Source organism: Streptomyces cyanogenus, from assembly GCF_017526105.1.
Taxonomy (GTDB): domain Bacteria; phylum Actinomycetota; class Actinomycetes; order Streptomycetales; family Streptomycetaceae; genus Streptomyces; species Streptomyces cyanogenus.
Window position 1 is genome coordinate 2,434,721 of sequence record NZ_CP071839.1, and the last position, 18,313, is coordinate 2,453,033.

Annotated in this window: 18 protein-coding genes and 1 pseudogene; 9 read left to right on the forward strand and 10 right to left on the reverse strand. The window is 73.7% G+C overall.

All coding sequences use genetic code 11. The features are described from left to right. Positions 1–118: 118 nt before the first annotated feature. The 3 genes from S1361_RS10870 to S1361_RS10880 all read left to right on the forward strand — a co-directional run bounded on the left by S1361_RS10870 (position 119) and on the right by S1361_RS10880 (position 3,117). Positions 119–817 (forward strand): DUF2293 domain-containing protein, encoded by a 699-nt coding sequence (locus tag S1361_RS10870; RefSeq protein WP_208031643.1) that lies wholly within the window; start codon positions 119–121, stop codon positions 815–817. Positions 818–993: 176 nt separating this feature from the next. After that, positions 994–1,473 (forward strand): anthrone oxygenase family protein, encoded by a 480-nt coding sequence (locus tag S1361_RS10875; RefSeq protein ID WP_208031644.1) that lies wholly within the window; start codon positions 994–996, stop codon positions 1,471–1,473. 156 nt (positions 1,474–1,629) lie between these two features. Further along, positions 1,630–3,117, forward strand: coding sequence for a glutamate synthase subunit beta (locus tag S1361_RS10880; RefSeq protein WP_208031645.1), 1,488 nt, complete (start codon positions 1,630–1,632; stop codon positions 3,115–3,117). Positions 3,118–3,169: 52 nt separating this feature from the next. On the opposite strand, the gene S1361_RS10885 is transcribed toward S1361_RS10880, so the two are convergent. Beyond that, positions 3,170–3,706 carry a carboxymuconolactone decarboxylase family protein gene (locus S1361_RS10885; protein WP_208031646.1) on the reverse strand — a complete coding sequence of 179 codons (537 nt, stop codon included), beginning with the start codon at positions 3,704–3,706 and terminating at the stop codon, positions 3,170–3,172. Positions 3,707–3,753: 47 nt separating this feature from the next. On the opposite strand from S1361_RS10885, the gene pdxR reads away from it, so the two are divergent. Further along, the gene (gene pdxR / locus S1361_RS10890; RefSeq protein WP_208031647.1) at positions 3,754–5,190 is read left to right on the forward strand and encodes a MocR-like pyridoxine biosynthesis transcription factor PdxR; all 1,437 of its coding nucleotides are present in this window, start codon (positions 3,754–3,756) and stop codon (positions 5,188–5,190) included. A 276-nt stretch (positions 5,191–5,466) separates the two neighbouring features. Here pdxR and S1361_RS10895 read toward each other — a convergent pair whose 3' ends face one another. Continuing rightward, positions 5,467–5,721 (reverse strand): DUF397 domain-containing protein, encoded by a 255-nt coding sequence (locus tag S1361_RS10895; RefSeq protein WP_208031648.1) that lies wholly within the window; start codon positions 5,719–5,721, stop codon positions 5,467–5,469. Continuing rightward, positions 5,722–6,582: a helix-turn-helix domain-containing protein gene (locus tag S1361_RS10900; RefSeq protein WP_208031649.1), complete on the reverse strand. Its 861-nt coding sequence runs from the start codon at positions 6,580–6,582 to the stop codon at positions 5,722–5,724. A 254-nt stretch (positions 6,583–6,836) separates the two neighbouring features. Between S1361_RS10900 and S1361_RS10905 the strand changes: the two are divergent. From S1361_RS10905 to S1361_RS10915, 3 genes and pseudogenes are all read left to right on the forward strand, one after another. Next, positions 6,837–7,472, forward strand: a pseudogene (locus S1361_RS10905) (ATP-binding protein); the annotation flags it as partial. A 275-nt stretch (positions 7,473–7,747) separates the two neighbouring features. Further along, entirely contained in the window at positions 7,748–8,197 is a 450-nt protein-coding gene (locus S1361_RS10910) for a hypothetical protein (protein WP_208031650.1), read from the forward strand. Positions 8,198–8,510: 313 nt separating this feature from the next. Then, on the forward strand, positions 8,511–10,484 hold the full coding sequence (locus S1361_RS10915) for an ABC transporter ATP-binding protein (protein ID WP_243769138.1): 1,974 nt from the start codon (positions 8,511–8,513) through the stop codon (positions 10,482–10,484). A gap of 16 nt (positions 10,485–10,500) precedes the next feature. Here the strand turns inward: S1361_RS10915 and S1361_RS10920 are convergent, their stop codons facing one another. The 4 genes from S1361_RS10920 to S1361_RS10935 all read right to left on the reverse strand — a co-directional run bounded on the left by S1361_RS10920 (position 10,501) and on the right by S1361_RS10935 (position 14,688). Further along, a complete protein-coding gene (locus tag S1361_RS10920) occupies positions 10,501–10,677 on the reverse strand; it encodes a hypothetical protein (RefSeq protein ID WP_208031651.1) in 177 nt (58 codons plus the stop codon). Between the two features lie 358 nt (positions 10,678–11,035). Further along, positions 11,036–12,889: an FUSC family protein gene (locus S1361_RS10925; protein ID WP_208031652.1), complete on the reverse strand. Its 1,854-nt coding sequence runs from the start codon at positions 12,887–12,889 to the stop codon at positions 11,036–11,038. Positions 12,890–13,016: 127 nt separating this feature from the next. Next, complete coding sequence (locus S1361_RS10930; protein WP_208031653.1) at positions 13,017–13,784, reverse strand: nucleotidyltransferase domain-containing protein; 768 nt, start codon at positions 13,782–13,784, stop codon at positions 13,017–13,019. 208 nt (positions 13,785–13,992) lie between these two features. Then, complete coding sequence (locus tag S1361_RS10935; RefSeq protein ID WP_208031654.1) at positions 13,993–14,688, reverse strand: uracil-DNA glycosylase; 696 nt, start codon at positions 14,686–14,688, stop codon at positions 13,993–13,995. A gap of 354 nt (positions 14,689–15,042) precedes the next feature. Here S1361_RS10935 and S1361_RS10940 point away from each other — a divergent pair, with 354 nt between their 5' ends. Beyond that, complete coding sequence (locus tag S1361_RS10940) at positions 15,043–15,741, forward strand: RNA-binding S4 domain-containing protein (RefSeq protein WP_208031655.1); 699 nt, start codon at positions 15,043–15,045, stop codon at positions 15,739–15,741. Positions 15,742–15,886: 145 nt separating this feature from the next. Here the strand turns inward: S1361_RS10940 and S1361_RS10945 are convergent, their stop codons facing one another. Together S1361_RS10945 and S1361_RS10950 are read right to left on the reverse strand one after the other, a co-directional pair. Further along, on the reverse strand, positions 15,887–16,339 hold the full coding sequence (locus S1361_RS10945) for a DoxX family protein (protein ID WP_208031656.1): 453 nt from the start codon (positions 16,337–16,339) through the stop codon (positions 15,887–15,889). A gap of 103 nt (positions 16,340–16,442) precedes the next feature. After that, positions 16,443–17,135: a class I SAM-dependent methyltransferase gene (locus tag S1361_RS10950; protein ID WP_243769139.1), complete on the reverse strand. Its 693-nt coding sequence runs from the start codon at positions 17,133–17,135 to the stop codon at positions 16,443–16,445. A 408-nt stretch (positions 17,136–17,543) separates the two neighbouring features. On the opposite strand from S1361_RS10950, the gene S1361_RS10955 reads away from it, so the two are divergent. Next, complete coding sequence (locus tag S1361_RS10955; RefSeq protein WP_208031657.1) at positions 17,544–17,840, forward strand: DUF6343 family protein; 297 nt, start codon at positions 17,544–17,546, stop codon at positions 17,838–17,840. Positions 17,841–17,909: 69 nt separating this feature from the next. On the opposite strand, the gene S1361_RS10960 is transcribed toward S1361_RS10955, so the two are convergent. Beyond that, positions 17,910–18,290, reverse strand: a complete 381-nt coding sequence (locus tag S1361_RS10960) for a tetratricopeptide repeat protein (RefSeq protein WP_208031658.1) — start codon at positions 18,288–18,290, stop codon at positions 17,910–17,912. Between the last annotated feature and the right edge of the window lie 23 nt (positions 18,291–18,313).

Genomic DNA, 18,313 nt, shown 5'->3' on the forward strand with positions numbered 1-18,313 from the left:
TCGCGTCGGTCGTCCGTGGTGGCGCCGGACTGCGAGAGGAGAAGGGTTGGTTCGAGCGGACGAGGACGTGCCCGGGCGGGGGTGGGAGCCGGAGGCGGTGGCGGGGAAAGTACCGCGTATGGCGCTTTCCGCAACTCCCCGCTTCCCCGGTCGGCTTGTCGTCGTCCAGGCGCTGAAGCGCAAGCGGTGTGCCCGCTGCCGCCGGGGTCCGCTGTCGCTGCTGGTGCTGACGGACGGGGCACCGTGGTGCCTGGTCTGTGCCGATCTCGGGCACCTGGTGTTCCTGCCGCGCGGCGACACGGCCCTGACCCGCAGGTCGCGGGAGGAGAGCACGCTGTCGGCGGTGGTGGTGCGGTTCAACCGGCGCAAGAGCCGCTACGAACGCCAGGGCGTGCTCGTGGAGGAGGCCGCGCTGGCCCGGGCGGAGGCCCGGTGTCTGGCGGACGCGGAGGCGCGGCGCCGGCGGCGGGCGCGGGATGCGCGGCGCAGGGCCGCGGAGGACGAGCGGTTCGTGGCGGCGTTCGCGGCCGAGATCCTGCGGCTGTTCCCCGGTTGTCCGGCCGAGCGGGCCCGGGCGATCGCGGCCCACGCGTCGGTGCGGGGCAGCGGCCGTGTCGGGCGCAGCGCGGCCGGGCGGGCGCTGACCGAGGGGGCGGTGATCTCGGCGGTCGTGGCGGGCGTACGGCATGTGGACACGCCGTACGACCAACTGCTGATGCGCGGGGTGCCGTGGCCTGAGGCCCGACGTCGGATCGCCCCGGCGGTGGAGCGGGTGCTGCGGGCGTGGCAGGAGGCCGGGGCAGTGGACGCGGGCTGAGGACTGCGGGAAGTAAGGAGGTGTTGCCGGTGCCTAAGTGAGGGCTGAGGTTTCGGAGCCGGGGAGCCGCGGGGCTCGCTCGGCCGGGGCGGGATTCCGGTGCCGGGCTTTCACCGGGGCGAGGGTGAGCTGATGCCGGGCAGAGGGCCGGGTGGAGCGAACAAGGGGGCGTGGAGATGATCGACGGGCCGTTCTTCGTGCTGGTCGTGGCGGGGATCCTCGGGACCGGGCTGGTGGCCGGTGTGTTCTACGGGTTCTCGGCCTTCGTGATGCGGGGGCTCGCGGCGCTGCCGCCCGCGCAGGGTGTCGCGGCGATGAACGCGATCAACGTCGCCGCGGTGCGGCCGGCCTTCATGGCCGTGTTCGCCGGGTCCGCGGCGCTGAGCGCGCTGATAGCGGTGGTGACGTTCGTGGTGTGGCCGGACGAGGGGAGGGTGGAACTGCTGCTGGGCAGCGCGCTGTACCTGGCCGGTTCGTTCGGGCTGACGATCGTCGCGAACGTGCCCCGCAACGACCGGCTGGCCAGGCTCATCCCGGGCGCGCCGGCGGCCGCCGAGTACTGGCCGGTGTATGTGCGCGAGTGGACCCTCTGGAACCATGTCCGGACCGTCGCCGCGGCCGCGGCCGCACTGGTCTACATATCGGCCCTCACCTGATCCCGCCGCTGTCCTGACCCCTGCGGGAGAAAGCGCTGTCGGCCACTCTGCGCGGCCGTCGAACGGGACGTATCGTGGCCGAAAGAGTGCCGCCCGATGACGCACGGCCCTTCGTACACCCGGTGCCTCCGGTGCCCGTACGCGAGGAAGACGCCCATGGCCGATCCCAAGGGGTTCATGACCACGCCGCGCCAGGAGTGGCCGCGGCGGCCCGTCGAGCAGCGGGTGCGGGACTGGGACGAGGTCTACGTCCCGGGCGCGCTGCTGCCCATCATCAGCAAGCAGGCCGACCGCTGCATGGACTGCGGCGTCCCCTTCTGCCACCAGGCCTGCCCCCTGGGCAATCTCATCCCCGAGTGGAACGACCTGGTGTCACGGGAGGACTGGCGGGCCGCGAGCGACCGGCTGCACGCCACGAACAACTTCCCCGAGTTCACCGGTCGGCTGTGTCCGGCGCCGTGCGAGGCGGGGTGCGTGCTGGCGATCAACCAGCCGGCGGTCACCATCAAGAACGTCGAGTGCGCTATCGCCGACCGGGCGTGGGAGGAGGGGTTCACCCCGCCCCGGCCGCCCGAGCGGCTGTCCGGGAAGACGGTCGCCGTCATCGGTTCGGGGCCCACCGGGCTCGCCGCCGCACAGCAGCTGACCCGGGCCGGGCACACGGTCGCGGTGTACGAGAAGGACGACCGGATCGGCGGGCTGATGCGGTACGGCATCCCCGAGTTCAAGATGGAGAAGCGGCATCTGGAGCGGCGGATCGAGCAGATGCGCGCCGAGGGGACGAAGTTCCGTACGTCGACGGCGGTCGGCCGGGACGTCCCGGCGGACGAGCTGCGCACCCGGTACGACGCGGTGGTGATCGCCACGGGAGCGACGGCGTGGCGGGAACTTCCGGTGCCGGGCCGGGCGTTGAACGGGATACACCAGGCGATGGAGTATCTGCCGCTGGCCAACCGGGTGTGTGAAGGGGATCTGGAGGTTTCGCCGCTGTCGGCCGCCGGCAGGCACGTCGTGATCGTCGGCGGCGGGGACACCGGGGCGGACTGTCTGGGCACCGCGGTGCGCGAGGGGGCCGCCTCCGTGACCCAGCTGGACATCTACGCACAGCCGGGCGCCGAGCGGGACGAGGACACCGAGCCGTGGCCGACGTACCCGAAGATCTACCGGCTGTCGGCCGCGCACGAGGAGGCACGGGACCTGGGTACGGCGCCGGCGGCGGACGCGGACGCACGGCTGTTCGCGGCGTCCACGCTCCGCTTCACCGGAGACGAGAGGGGGAATGTGCGGTCACTGCATCTGGTGGAGGTCGACGCGCGGCGGCTTCCGGTGCCGGACACGGAGCGGGAACTCCCCGCCGACCTGGTGCTGCTCGCCCTCGGGTTCTCCGGACCCGACCAGGAGGACGGGATGATCGAGCAGTTGGGGCTGGCACTGCAGCCGCGCGGCACGATCGCCCGGGACGACGGTTTCGCGACCAACGTCCCCGGGGTGTTCGCCGCGGGAGACGCGGCGCGCGGGCAGTCGCTCATCGTGTGGGCGATAGCGGAGGGGCGGGCGGTCGCGGCGGCCGTCGACCGCTATCTGACCGGGCGTTCCCGCCTGCCGGCCCCGATAGCGCCGACGGACCGGCCGATGGTGGTCTGAGCGGCGGCACCACCGGCCCCCGGCTCTCGCCGGCCTCGGGACGGGCGGTGCGTCAGCGGGTGCGTTCGTCCGTGCCCGCGACCTTCCCCGTGGCCAGGGCCACGCGGTTCCACGTGTTGATCGTGAGGATCAGCGAGAGGACGTGGGCCAGTTCCCGGTCGTCGAAGTGGGCGGCGGCCTCCGCGTAGACGGCGTCGGGCACGCCGCCGTCGGCGACCAGGGTCACCGCCTCCGTCAGGGCGAGGGCGGCCTGTTCCTTCGGGGTGAAGAAGTGCCGGGCCTCGCGCCAGACGGCGACCATGTGGAGCCGGTCCTCGTTCTCGCCGGCCTTGCGGGCGTCGTTGGTGTGCATGTGCAGGCAGTAGGCGCAGTGGTTGAGATGGGAGGCGCGGATCTGGATCAGTTCGACCAGGGCGGGGTCGAGGCCCTCACGGGCGGCGGCGTCGAAGCCGACGATCGCGCGGAAGACCTTCGGCGCGGCCTTCGCGAAGTCCAGGCGGGTGCGGGCGGCGTCGGCCGCGGCGATCCCCGTGGTGAGGTCCACGGTGGCGGTGGCGGTGGCGGGGGTGGCAGTCGTGTGCGTCGTCATGTGCTTCAACCTATGGGCCCGAAAGACCGGCTGTAGGGTGCATTTCCATGACGAAATCGTGGGTCAATTCCGCGGAGCGGATCGGCGCGGATCTGCATCTCGAACTGTCCGGGCCGGGCGGCCGGCGGGCGGCGCTGACCCGGGCGCTGCGGGAGGCGGTGCGCAGCGGCCGGCTGGCGCCGGGTACCCGGCTGCCGCCGTACCGGTCGCTCGCCGCGGACCTGGGCGTGGCCCGCAACACGGTGGCCGACGCGTACGCGGAGCTGGTCGCGGAGGGCTGGCTGACCGCCCGGCAGGGGTCCGGGACCCGGGTCGCCGAGCGGGCCGAGCCGCTGCGCCGTGCCGTACGAACGCCGGTCAAGCCGCCGCGCACGGGTGGGCCCCGGCACGATCTGCGACAGGGCACGCCGGACGCGTCGGCCTTTCCGCGCGCGGCCTGGACGGCCGCGTACCGCCGGGCGGTGCAGGCGGCGCCGAGCGAGGCGTTCGGGCCCGGGGATCCCGGTGGGCGCCGTGAGCTGCGGGAGACGCTGACGGAGTACCTGGCACGCGCGCGTGGGGTGCGTACCGAGCCGGACCGGATCGTGATCTGCTCGGGCTTCGCGCACGCGCTGCGGCTCCTCTTCGGCAGGGGCACCCGGGAGGGTCCGACGGCGGGCGGGGTGCTGCGCGGCCCACTGGGCGTGGAGGCGTACGGTCTCGGCTTCCACCGGGAGCTGCTCGCCGCGGCCGGCGTGCGCACCGTACCGCTGCCGCTGGACGAGCACGGCGCTCGCGTGGACGCGCTGGGACGCGAGCGGGCCGTGCTGCTGACGCCCGCGCACCAGTTCCCGACCGGCGGCCCGCTGCACCCGGAGCGCCGGGCGGCGGTGATCGACTGGGCCCGCGTGCGGGATGCGGTGGTGCTGGAGGACGACTACGACGGCGAGTTCCGGTACGACCGGCGGCCCGTCGGCGCGCTCCAGGGTCTCGATCCCGAGCGCGTGATCCACATCGGTTCGGTCAGCAAGAGCCTGTCACCGGCGCTGCGGCTGGGCTGGATGGTCCTGCCCGAGCGGTTCGTGGAGCCGGTGCTGGCGGTGAAGGGCGACCGGGAGGGGTGGGCGAGTGTGCTGGACCAGCTCGCACTCGCGGACTTCGTGACCTGCGGGTCGTACGACCGGCATGTGCGGCGTATGCGGCAGCGGTACCGGCGCCGGCGTGACCGGCTCGTCGCCGCGCTCGCCGCGCAGGCGCCGCACATCGAGGTGACGGGTATCGCGGCCGGGCTGCACGCGGTGCTGCGGCTGCCGCCCGGCACGGAGCGGTCGACGGTGAAGGCCGCCGCGTGGCAGGGCATCGCCCTCGACGGACTGGCCGGGTTCCGGCATCCGCAGAGTCCGACGGCGGCCGGCGACGGCCTGGTGGTGGGGTACGCGGCCCCGGCCGAGCATGCCTACGGGGCGGCAGTGGAGGCGCTGTGCGCGGTGCTGCCGCCGGAGTGACACGTGCCGGCCGCCGGTACGGAGAGCCGGCGGAATCCCCGGACCACAGCTCCCCGGTCCGTCCCACCGGCTCCCGGCACCACGGTTCGGCACCCGGAACTCCGGTGCGCCTTCCCGGACTACGGCGGGACTTCCCGGACTCCGGCCCGGCTCCCCTACCACCGCCCGCCTCCCGGACTACCGCCCGGCCTCCCCGGCTACGGATCGCGGGCCACCGTCTGTGATCAACTCGTCAGCACCAACAAGGAAGTTGCGTAGAAACCACACACGCCGAGGTCAGGACAGCAGGAAGTCGGCCTCCCCCGCCTTGGCGCCCTCTATGAACGCGGTCATCTCGTCCATGGTGTAGATCAGCGCCGGCCCGTCCGGATCGGTCGACTGGCGTACCGCGATCCGGCCGTCGGCCAGCTTCATCGCCTCCAGGCAGTTTCCGCCGTTGCCGCCGCTCCAGGGCTTGTGCCACCCCTCGCTGCCCAACTCCCGCGCGGGCATGCCGTTGTAGACGCGTCCGCGCGGCTTGATGCCATCCATTCACAGCTCCTTGCGGAGATCCCGGAGGATCTCCTTCGTGCGTTGTGCCGTAGCGGCCTGCGCCGCCATGCGGTCCATGACCTCCAGGTGGGTCGACACCTCGGTGCGCGCGTCCAGGTAGACGGCGCCGGTCAGGTACTCGCTGTAGACCATGTCCGGCAGTTCTGACATGGCAAATCGGAACAGCACGAAGGGCCCGTACGTGCCGGGATGCGGCCCGTTGGCGAACGGAGCGACCTGGAGCGTCACATGGGGCAGCTTCGTGGCCTCGAGCAACTTGTCGATCTGCGCACGCATCACCTCCGGTCCGCCGACCGGGCGACGCAGGGCGGTCTCGTCCATCACCACCCAGAAGCGGGGCGCGTCGGGACGGGCGAGCAACTGCTGGCGTTGCATGCGCAACGCGACGTGCCGCTCGATGTCCTCCGGGCTCGTCTGGCCGATGGCGCCGGACTTGAGCACCCCGCGCGCGTAGTCCTCGGTCTGCAGCAGGCCGGGGACGAAGTGCGGCTCGTAGGAGCGGATGAGGCTGGCCGCACCCTCCAGGCTGACGTACATCGAGAACCAGCCCGGCAGGATGTCGTGGAACCGCTGCCACCAGCCGGGTCTGTTCGCCTCCTCGGCCAGCTGGACGAAGACCTCGGCTTCGTCGTCGGGAACGCCGTAGGCCTTCAGCAGCAGTTGCAGGTACGGGATTTTGAGGGCGACCTCGGCCATCTCCATGCGGCGGACGGTGGCGGGGGCGACGCGGAGCACACGGGCGGCCTCCTCGCGCTTGAGTCCGGCGCGTTCCCGCAGGTCCAGCAGGCGCCGGCCGAGGACCACCTGGCCCACCGTCGGCGCGGACCGCGGTTCGCTCACGCTCCCACCTCCACCGAACGCCTCTCATCGAGGCTTTGTGCCGAACCGTACGGCCGGAGCCTCTCGTCGAAGCCCCTTCCGAAGCCTCTTGCCTGAAGATTCCTGACAGACCTGCGGCGCCGTTCGAAGATTCATTCGAAGACCGGATCGGATCTCCGACGACTTCAATTGGCGCCGCGCAAGGTGCTGTTGCGAGCAGTGTGCCACGGCCTCTGACCGAGTCACACTGCACTCTGCAATTTTCAGAGTGACTCTTGCCAAGTGTCCGCGGCAGGGAGATAGTGGCAGGCGTGATTCCGTCCGCGCCCTTAGGAACAGACGCGGCCGCAGACCCTTCCGGTCTGGGTGCCGCGGCGGGAGCAACCCCCCAGCGGGGCGCTGCCGAGCACAGGTTCCGCTTCGAGCTGGCCGCACATCCGGGTTCCGTCGCCCAGGCCAGACGCCTGACGCACGCCCGGCTGGCCGGTTGGTCGGTCGGCGCGGACACGTGCGACAACGCGGCTCTGGTCATGTCCGAGCTGGTCACGAACGCGATCGTGCACACCGCGAGCAGCCGGGTCGTGTGCGAGTTGCTCGACCACGACGACATGGTGCGCATAGCCGTACACGATCAGGGCTGTGCTCCTGGTGAACCCCACCCGTCCCCGCAGCGAGCCGATGAGGAGCACGGGAGGGGGTTGCTTCTCGTTGACGCGCTGTGCCGGGCCTGGGGTGCCCAGGAGCACGGCCCCGGGCTGTTGGTCTGGGCGGAGCTGTCCCGCCGGGCCGACGCCGCCCAGGACACCGCGGAACCGCGCGCCGACCTGGGCTGGGGAGCCCGGCCCAGGCCGGGCCGCCCGGACGACTCCGACGAGGACCGGCCGGCCCAGGCCAGCGGACGGGCTCCGGAGGAGCGCGGACGGGTGGAGACGGGACAGCACGGGGGATCGGCGCAGCACGGGCAGGGCGACGCGGAGCACCAACGGCACCTCCCCGCCGCCCACCGGCAGCGCCGGACGCCCGAGCAGCCCCGGCACGGGACCGTGGACCAGCACGCCACACATCCGGCACAGCACCGGCCCACGGCGCATCCGGACCGGTACCGGCCCACCGCGCACCCGGATCAGCCCCGGCCCACCGCACCCTCGTACCGCATCCCCGAGCAGCCTCGCCCCGGAGAGCGGCCGTGACCGGCGCCGGTCGGGCCCGTTGCGCCGGGGCCGGTCAGGAGCAGGTCATCGGCCTGAACACCCTGGTGCGGCTGCAGCGTCTGCGGGCGGTCCCGGAACCGGACCGCCCGCTGTCGCTGCCGGACGGTATGACGGCCCCGCTCGGCTTCGACGCGGTGGCCGTGCCCGATCGCCTCGGCCCGCTCGTCGTACCCCGGCTGCCGCGGGTGGGGTGCGTGTACGCCGACGGCTCCCGCTGGTGGTGGATCGTGCCGTCGGACTCCGACTACGCCCTGCCCTGGCCGTCCCCTGCCCGCTACGTCACCGGCGCCCTGGTCAGCGGCACCGTCCGGCTGATCCACCGTCCAGAGGGCACAGCCCCGTACACCCCGCCGATCCCGCTCTACCTGGCCCTGTGCCGGGTGACGGGGACGGCCCCGGACTGGTCCCAGGCCGTCTCGGCCTGACACCCCCGCCCACCGCGCCCCGCAGGGCACGGCCCCGCGCACCCCGCCGAACCTGCCGTGAGTTCCGGAGCGTCTCGGCGTCACCACACCGCACCCCACAGGGCACAGCCCAGCACACCCCGCCGAACCGGCCGTGAGTTCCGGACCGTCTCGCCGTCACGCCCCGCCCCCACCTCCCGGCCTTCCCGCCCCACGTCGCGCGCCCCGCACCCGTTGCACTCCTTCCGCGCCCCTGCGTACGTCCCCTCGCGCCCTGCCGGGCGGCGGCTCCGGCCGGGATAGTGGCCGTTCCGTCGGGGTCCGGGAGGTCACGGTGAGCAAGAGGCGGGAGGCGGCCGAGCCCGTGGTGTCGGCGTCGGAGCGGCTGCTGTTCGGCGGGCCGCTGCGCTACGACATGGGCTGGAACCAGCACGCCGACGCGTTCCTGACGCTCGGCTTCCGGGCGATGCTGACCCGGCTGCCCGGCATGCTGGCGTCCAGTCTCCGGCTGGCCCGGCAGGCCGACGCGCGGGCCGCCCGGGTGGTGCTGGCCGCCGAGCTGGGCCGGGGCGCGGCCCAGGCGGTGAGCCTGCTGGCGGTGAACAGCGCGCTCGGCGAACTGCTCACCGGTCCCGACATCGGGCAGCGGCTGCGCTCGGCCGCCCCTGCCCTCGGGGTGATGGCCGCCGTGATGCTGGTCGCCGCGCTGCTGCGGGCCGCCTCCACCTACGCCACCGGACGGCTCGAACCCAAGGTGGAGCGGGTGGCGACCGAGCTGTACCTGGAGCGGGCGGCGAACGTGGAACTGGCCGCGATCGAGGACCACGCCTTCCACAAGCTGCTGGACACGGCCCAGTACGGCGTCCGGTCCGCCCAGCACATGATCAGTTACAGCGCCCGGGTGATCAACGCGATGATCTCGCTGATCGCCGCGGCGGGCGTGCTCACCGTGCTGCATCCCGCGCTGCTGCCCCTCCTGGTCACCATGACCCTGCCCAGCGCCTGGAGCGCGCTGACCAACGCCCGGCGCCGCTACGAGTCCTTCCACACCTGGGTGCAGCACGCCCGGGCCGGCCAGCTGATCGGCAGCCTGCTCACCGAGCCGGCCGCCGCTCCCGAGATCCGGGTGCACGGGGTGGGCCCGTTCCTGCTGCGCCACTTCCGGTCCATGTCGGAGACCGCGGAGGCGGAGCAGGCCCGGCTGTCCCGGCTGGCCGCGCGGACCGGTCTGATCGCCGCGGGCTGGACGGGCCTCGCGACCCTCGCCACGTACGCGACGCTGGGTGCGCTGCTGCTGGCCGGTGCGATGGCCCTGTCGGTGGCCGGTACGGCGGTGATCGCGATCCGCACGGGCGCGGCGAGCCTGGACACGCTGGTGCTGGAGATCAACCAGCTGCACGAGGAGGCCCTGTTCGTGGGCGACCTGCAGCGGATGTACGTCGCGGCGGCCGAGCGGGCCATCCCGGCGGGTGGGGAGCCGCTGCCGGAGGACCCGAAGGAGGTCCGCTTCGAGAACGTCACCTTCACTTACCCCCACGACGCGGGCCCCGGCGACGGGTCCACGGGCATCCCGCCCCGCCCCGCCCTCGACGACGTCAGTCTCACCCTGCCCCTCGGCCGGATCATCGCGCTCGTCGGGGAGAACGGCTCGGGCAAGACCACGCTGGTCAAGCTGCTCGCGGGGCTGTACACGCCCGACCGGGGCCGGATCCTGTGGGACGGCGTCGACGCCGCGCGGGCCGACCGGCGGCTGCTCGCCGACCGTATCGCGATGGTGGCCCAGGACTTCAAGCGCTGGCCGTTCACCGCCCGGGTCAACGTGGCGATCGGCCGCTCCGCCGCCCCGATGACCGACGAGCGGCTGGCCGCGTCGATCGCCGAGGCGGGGGCCGAGGGCCTGGTCGCGGATCTGCCGCGCGGCCTGGACACGCTGCTGGCCAGGAACTTCAGCGGCGGGCACGAGCTGTCCGGCGGTCAGTGGCAGCGGCTCGGCATCGCCCGGGCGGCCTACCGGCGCGGGAGCATCCTGATCGTGGACGAGCCGACGGCGGCGCTGGACGCGCGGGCCGAGCTGGAGGTGTTCGAAAAGATCCGGGCGCTGGCCCGGGGCGGGCAGACCGTCGTCCTGATCACCCACCGGCTGGCCTCCGTCCGGCACGCCGACCTGGTGCACGTGCTGGAGCACGGGCGCCTCGTGGAGTCCGGCACTCCGCAGGAACTGCTAAACAGGGGTGGGGTCTACGCCGACCTGTACACGCTCCAGGCGCAGCAGTTCACGGCGCGGGTACCGGCGCCGAGGCCGGGCTGACCCGCCCGGGCCGACCTCAGTCGGCGGCCTCCGCCCCGCGGACGATCACCAGGAACGTGTCCGTCGCGAGGTCCATCACGACCTCGGCGGGCAGGCCTTCGAGACGCCGCGCGTGCGCGAACTCCTCGGCGGGCCGGGATCCCCTCGGACCGCCGGCGGGAAAGCGTTCGAGCACCGTTCGCCCGTTCACCATCTCGCACCTCCAGAAAGCGTCGTACGTATAGGAGTTAACGCTCCGGAGAGGGGAATCGGCTCGCTCGGTGACGGGACTGAGACAATGGCGACACCGGGTCGGCGCTGACCGTGAGGATCCGTTCACCTTGTGACACGAAGCGGACCCTCCGCATCAGCCGACGGCACCTTCCACGCGAAGGCGGTCTCCCTGGGCAGCCGGTGACGACCAGGTCGGCGGGAGAGGCGCTCGCAGGCCCCACGGCACTCATGAGCCCAACGTACGGCCCTCCCGCCCGCTGACGTGAGCCGAACCGCGCATCCGGTCACGGACCATCGCACGCCCTGGTGGGCAGGCGCGCCGGGACCGGTGGAGACGGCTACGCGGCGGCGGGCAGCGGTACCCGCACGCCCCGCTGCTCCAGCTCACCCAGTGCCTCGCGCAGTTGGCGCAGGTGGCGGGGGGTCAGCCGTCCGGTGTCGTCGAGGTGGACGGCGCAGGCCGTGGTGGTGTCCACGAGCCGTTCCAGCACCTCGGCGACGGCATCCGTGCCCTCGGTGTGCCGGGCCAGGGCGGGCAGTTCGGCGGCGGCGAGCGCGATGGCGGTCCGGGCCTCGGCGAGGGTCCGGTAGGCCTCCCGGCGCAGCGCCCACCGCTCGGCGCGGTCGCCGGACTCGCCGAGGACGTGCAGGAGATAGGCGTGCGCGGCGCCGCCGGCCGCCGCGAGCCGGGCCCGCACCCCGCCGCCCCGCTCCCCCGGCATCGGCAGGTGCCCCACGACCAGCACGAGCACGCAGGCCAGCAGGGTCTCGCCGATCCGGCTGATCGAGGCCTGCGGCTCCCCGCCGGCCATGACCAGGGCGAGGACGAGGACGGTGATGACGGCGGTGAGCGCCGCGAAGTTCCGGGTGGCGACCGGTATAGCGGCACCACAGACCGCCACCAGCGCGATCAGCCCCACCGGGCGCGGCAGCAGCGCGGCGAAGCCGGCGAACACCACGGCACCGAGCACGGTTCCGGCGGCCCGGCACAGCACCCGGGAGGCGAGCGGGCCGAGGTCGGGCTTGACGAGGAAGACGGCGGTGACGGGCAGCCAGTACCAGTGCGTGTGCGGCCCGTACCAGCGGCTGTGGTGCAGGGCCTGGGCGATGGCGGCGCTGGCGCCGAAGCAGAGGGCGACGCGCAGCCCGTACTCGCGGCCACCGGCCCCGAACGCGGCCCGCAGCGCATGCCGGACACCCCGGCGCCGGCCCAGCAGTCCGCGGTGGGCGCCCTCGCCCCGGTCGAAGGTGTCGGCGGCACGCAGCAGGGCGTCGTCCAGGGCGCGCAGGGCGGGCGCCGACCGGTGCGGGGCGGGCAGCGGGCCGGTGCCGGTGTTGCCGCGGACGGCGGCGGCGAGCCGCCCGGGCCCCTCCGCCGCCCGCGCCGGCACGGGCTCCCCCGCCCAGTACAGGGCGGTGGCGGCCTCGGCGAGGGGCAGGGCCGCCGCGAACTGCGCATGCAGCCGGCGCTCGGCGGCCGAGCTCGCGTACCGGCGCAGCCGGGGCCCGGCGAGGGCGTCCTGGGCGTGGTCGAGCGCGGCGGTGAGCGCGGCCCGCCGGGCGGTGGCGTGCTCATCGCCCACGGCGGCGACGAGCGCGGCGATCGCGTCGTACACGTCGGCGACCGCCTGCCGCTCGCCGTCGAAGCGGAAGTCTCCGGCGAGCGAACCGGGGGTGGGCAGGACGAGCCGCAGCACCAGCAGCCAGCAGGCGCCTGCCAGGAAGGCCAGGGCGCGCAGCCAGCCGCTCTCGGCGGCCGGCATCCCGGCGCCGATGGCCGCGGCGACGAGCAGGTGCGTACCGGCGGCGGAGGCGACGGGCCCGGCGGCACTGACGCCGCCGGCGACCAGTCCGAGCACGGTGAGCGCCAGGGTCAGCGGTACGGCGGCCAGCCCCTGCCCGGCGTACGTCCCCAGGAGGAGCCCCAGCGCACCGGCCAGCGCGGGCACCCCGAGACGCTTGACCGACGCCCGCCGGCTGCCGGGCCGGTCGTTGATGCCGGCCAGCATCGCGGCGATGGCGGCGATCACACCGAGGGCCGTCTGCCCGGCGAGCACCCCCGCCGCCAGCAACGGCCCAGCGGCGAGAGCGCCCCGGCACACCGCGCTCCAGGGGACGGGTCCGCGCTGGGCACGGAAGGCATGGGCGAGCCAGAGGGGTACGGCGGGCCGGGACACAGGGCTCCTGTTCATACGAGGGCGGGGGTGGGCCTTCGGACGACGGTGGCCGGTGGAGTGCTTCCACGGTAGAGCGCGTTCCCCCGGCAAACGGGCCGATCACGTTTCACCCGTGTGAAAGGTGCCGGGACAGCCGATTTCTTTATGAACGCAATGCCCCGGCGATGATCTTCCCGGCGTCGGTCACCGCGGTGGTGAGGGCGGCCGGCTCGGCCCGCAGGGCGCCCACGACCGCGTCGACCTCCCGCAGCCCGGCCCGCTCCAGCAGCCGCTTCTCGTTCGTCACCCACTCGCCGCGGGCCGCGAGCACGGCGTGGGCGGCCTGCGCGGCGGCCGTGGCGAGGGCACCGGCGGTCTCGGTGAGGCGGCCGTGCGGGGCGTGGTGGGCCTCGGCGTAGGAGAGGGTGGCGCGGGCGGTGCCGGACCAGCGGTCGAAAGCGGTGCGGCGCAGCTTCGGCGGGTAGGCGGCGGGGCGCGGGAGATCACCGCGCAGCACCCGGTTCAGTGCCAGCTCGGCGACGACCAGGTAGGTGGGGATCCCGGCCAGGTGGAACAGCAGCGGCTCCACCCGGAAGCGGCCCTCCTCCGCCTCGGCCAGCTCGTGCTCGACGACGTCCAGGTCCCGGTAGTGCACGTCGACCCGGCGCCCCTCGATCGTCAGCCAGGCACCGCCGTTGAAGACACCGCCGCCCCAGCCGCCGAGATCGGAGACCTCACCGGGCCAGCCGAGGGCGCGCAGGTCGTCCGGATCGAACGGGCCGCGGTAGTAGACGGCCAGGTCCCAGTCGCTGTCCGGGCGGTGGGTGCCCTCGGCACGGGAGCCGCCGAGGGCGACGGCCCGGACGGCGGGAAGGGCGGCCAGCCGGTCGGCGGTACCGGCGAGGAAGCCGGCGTCGGAGGAGGAAGGCATGCGTCCACCCTGGCTCAGTCCCACCGAGGCCCGCTCCTGAAATTCCGCCGGGCCGTCGGGCAGGTGAAGGTGGGCCGGTCGGCCCGCTGACGGCGAACCCGACCTGCCCGGTGACGGCGAACCCGATCCGCCCGGTGACGGTGAACCGGGACGGACACCTCGTGAACCGGGACGGACACCTGTTGAGGAACGCCTGTGCTCGCAGGCTCTACGGCAGCCCGGCCGCGTCCGCCGCCCTGCGCAGCACCTCGCGGAGCATGTCGGTGGTGAGCCGGCCGGTGAAGGTGTTGCGCTGGCTGACGTGGAAGCAGCCGAAGAGATCCAGGCCGTCGAGCGCGACCCGGGCGCCGTGGGCGAAGGCCGGGCGGGGGCGGGGCACGGTCCAGCCCGCCTCCGCGAACGCGGGCAGCGCGGCCTGCCAGCCGAAGGCGCCGAGCACGACCGCGGCCCGCAGCGTCGGCCGGAGCAGCGTCAGCTCCTGGACCAGCCAGGGCCGGCAGGTGTCCCGCTCACCCGGGGTCGGCTTGTTCGCGGGCGGGGCACAGTGCACGGGCGCGGTGACCCGCACGCCGTACAGCTGAAGTCCGTCATCGGCGCTGACGGAGGTGGGCTGCGAGGCGAGCCCCACGTCGTACAGCGCCTGGTACAGCACGTCTCCCGAACGGTCGCCGGTGAACATGCGGCCGGTGCGGTTGCCGCCGTGCGCGGCCGGGGCCAGCCCGATGATCACCAGCCGGGCGTCGGCCGGCCCGAAGCCGGGCACCGGCCGCCCCCAGTACGTCCAGTCGGCGAACGCGGCCCGTTTCGTACGGGCCACCTCCTCACGCCAGTCGACCAGCCGGGGGCAGGCCCGGCAGTCGGCGACGCGCCGGTCGAGCCGGGCGAGCCCACTGCTGTCGTCCATACCGCCACCGTATGCCCCGGAAACCGGCCCCCTGCCGCGAGGTCCGCGCAGCGGCAAGAGCCGGCCGACACCGACCCGGCCCCCACGGGCAAGCCAGGGGATGGGGGTGTCTATCGGTGCGAGCCAGGCTGCCCCACATTGCCCAGTCGGCGAGCCAAGCTCCACACGTTGCCATGCGGGCCGGCCAGGGAATGCCGGTGCCTTGCGTGCCCGGCATGGGCGGGCCGAGGGACGCAAGGTTCCCCGCCTGCCCAGCACGGGCGAGCCAAGGGATGCCGGCTGCCCCGCCTGCCCAGCAAGGGCGCCAGGGAAATGGCTTCCTGAGACGCGGCCCCCGGGCGTTAAGGTCGGGGCATGGCTTCCGAGGATGCGGACGAGAACGTGGACCGTGGGACCGGCGAGGAGACCGGTGCGCCGGGTGGAGCGAGCCCCGACCCCGCCCCCACTCCCTCTGCCCCCTCCCCCGCCCCTCTCCCCTCCCCCTCCGACCAGCCCCTCGATCCGAAGATCGCCGCCGCGGTGGCCGCCGCCGAGGCCGCCGGGCCCGCTGACGGCGGGACCGTCCGCATCGACAGCTGGATTTGGGCCGTCCGCCTGATCAAGACCCGTTCCCTCGGCGCCGCCGCATGCCGTGGCGGGCATGTGCACGTGAACGGCGAGCGGGTGAAGCCCGCCTACTCCGTGCGCGTCGGCGACGAGGTACGGCTCCGGCAGGAGGGCCGGGAACGGATCGTGATCGTCAAGCGCCTCATCCGCAAGCGGGTCGGCGCACCCGTGGCCGCCCAGTGCTACGTCGACAACTCCCCTCCGCCGCCGCCCCGCGAGGCCGTCGCCCCCGCCGGCCTGCGCGACCGCGGCGCCGGCCGTCCCACCAAGCGGGACCGCCGCGAACTCGAACGCCTCCGCGGCCTCGCCGGCCCCGGCACCCCCGCAGGCTTCCCGAGCGTCCCCGGCTTCGGCAACCCAGGCCCCTCCGGCGGCCGCGGTCCCTCCGGTGGCTCCAGCGGGTCCGGTCGCTCCGGCGGGTCCGGTGGGCGACCCCGCGGGCGGTGAGCCGAGGAGGGCCGCTCCGGAGGACCGAGTCCGTCCACCGGCCCGGGCGGCGAAGAGGCACCCCCGGTCTCCGGCCACGGCCGCGCCACCGTCGGGCGAGGTCCCTCTGCCCGGCCGGCGGCGTCCGCGGGGACCGGAGGCGGTGTCACCGTCGGCGCAGGAGCCGTAGCAGGTCGGCGTTGTGGGTCCGGCGGGTCCAGGCGATCAGGGTGAGGGGGACGATCAGGATCACCGGGGTCGCCGCGTTCTGGCCGTCGAACGCCGTGAGCTGGACGATGAACGCCCCCACCATGAGCGCGCTCAGGGCGATCGCCGCCACGGACTGCAGCACCGGCACCAACAGCGCGACCGCCCCGGCGAGTTCGAGCGCGCCGATGGTGTACATGGCGCCGCTGCCCCAGCCGATCCGGTCGAAGGACTCGACGGCCGCCGGGTGTGCGATGAGCTTGGGCAGGGCGCTCGCGATGCCGTAGAACAGGGCGAGCAGGACCTGCACCGTGCGCAGGGCGACCCGGGCCGCACGCGCCCGGCCGGTGTGCGGGCCGGCGGGGGCCGTGGACGTCGTCGGGGTGCCGGTGGGAGCGGTGGTCTCGGACATGGGGTCTCCTGGTGCAGCGGTCCACGTTGGTTTCACCGAGGTAGACCGGACCGGAGCCGAGAACTCATCGCCGCCCGTCGGCACGAGGTGAGCCGCGGACCGCCTACGCCGCGGGCACTGCCCTCACCCACATCCCGTCCGGTGTCAGAGCGGCGTCCACCTCCAGTCCCGCTTCGGCCAGCGCCGACTCGAACTGTTCCTGCGTCAGCGGTCTGGACAGGAACGTCTGGGTCCAGACCGCGTCGGGGAAGACGTACTCCGCGTGGACCGAGTTCACCCCTTCCCCGGCCGGCTCCACCGAGGCGATCCGCACGGTGAAACCGCTCGGATCGACCCGCTCCCTGGGCACGTTGGTGTGGTAGTCCGCGCCCTCCCGCTGGATCAGCACACAACCGCCCTCCGCCACATGCCGGACGCAGGTACGCAACAGGCCCCTGCGCACCTCCTCGTCACCGGCGTGCACCAGGAAGGACGCGAGCATCACCACGTCGAACTTCTCGCCCAGGTCGAGGTCTTCGATGGAGCTGCGTATCGTGCGCGCTCCGCGGACCCGGGCCAGCATGTCGGCGGACTCGTCCACCGCCGTGACCGTGAAGCCGCGTTCCAGCAGGGAGTGGGTCACGCGGCCCACCCCGCTGCCCAGTTCCAGGATGTGTGCCCCGGCCGGCACCGCCGCGGCGATGATGTCCGGCTCGTCGCCCACCGGCAGCCGCGCGTACAGCTCGACCGCGCAGCCGTCCGGGCTGATCGCACCGGGTCCCGTGCCCTCGTAGCCCTCACGCATCTCGATCCTCATGCCCGGACAACGGCCCGCAACCGTACGCCCGTTCCCACCCTCCCCCGGTTCACTCCTTCGAGCTATTCCGCCCGGAACGGGAACCCTTCGTGCCCGATGTGCCGTGGCCGCCCACCCGTGGATGGTCCCCGGCGGCTCGCCCCACGGACGTGCGGCGGGGCAGACCGGGCACCGGCAGGTCCGGGTCTTCGAAGACGAACCGGACGGGTTCGGTGCCGGCCGGCCCCCTTCGGCCTCGGCGGACGGCGTCACTTCGCGCGCCGGTACATGACCGGCCGCGCCGTTTCACCGGCTGTCTCGCCGTTCACCGACCAGGCGCGCCGCTTCATCGACCGGTCGGGCCGCCACGGCCGAGTGTTGATGCGGGTCGTCGACGGAGAGTACGTTGCAAGCAGGAGTGGTGATCCGATGCGTACGGGCAGTGAACCGGTGACTGCGCGCAGTGCACTGCGGGCGCGGTTCTGGCTGAGCGTGTGGGGACTGGTGTGGACGGTCTTCGGCACGGCGGCGTTCGCGGTCGTGGGGCGGCCGGGATGGGCGGCGGCCTGCGGGGTGGTGTGGCTGCTGGTCACCATCGACATGATCATGATCCTCCGGCACATCCGGCAGGGCCCGCACTACCAGCCGGGCCGTGACATCCCGCCGTACCGGCCGCCGGACGGCGGTCCGCCGTATCCGGGCCCGTCGAGGCACCGGCATCCGTGACCGGCGTGAGGCCCGCACCGGATCGGCCGGCCGCAGCGGCGTGACGCCCCACCGGATCGGCCGACCGTGTCAGTCGTCGAAGCGTGCCGCCTTCAGGTACTGCGGGTTGGGGTCGAGCGCCGCGGCCAGCCGGAAGTGACGCTTGGCCTGGTCGGAGCGGCCCTGGCGTTCATAGGTGCGGGCCAGGGCGAAGTGCGCGAACGCGTTGTCCGGCTCGCGCTCCAGCACGATGGTGAATTCCAGTTCGGCGGGCCGCAGTTGCGCCGCCGCGAAGAAGGCACGCGCGCGGAGCAGCCGGGCGGCGGTGTTCTCGGGGTGTGCGGCGATGACTCCGTCCAGCAGCTTCACCGCGCCCCGCGGGTCCCGTGCGTTGAGCAGATGCTCGGCGGCACGGAAGTCGATCACATGCGTTTCCGGCGTACGTCCGGTGGAACCGCTGGTCTCGGGCACGACAGAGTCCTTCCCTCACTCCA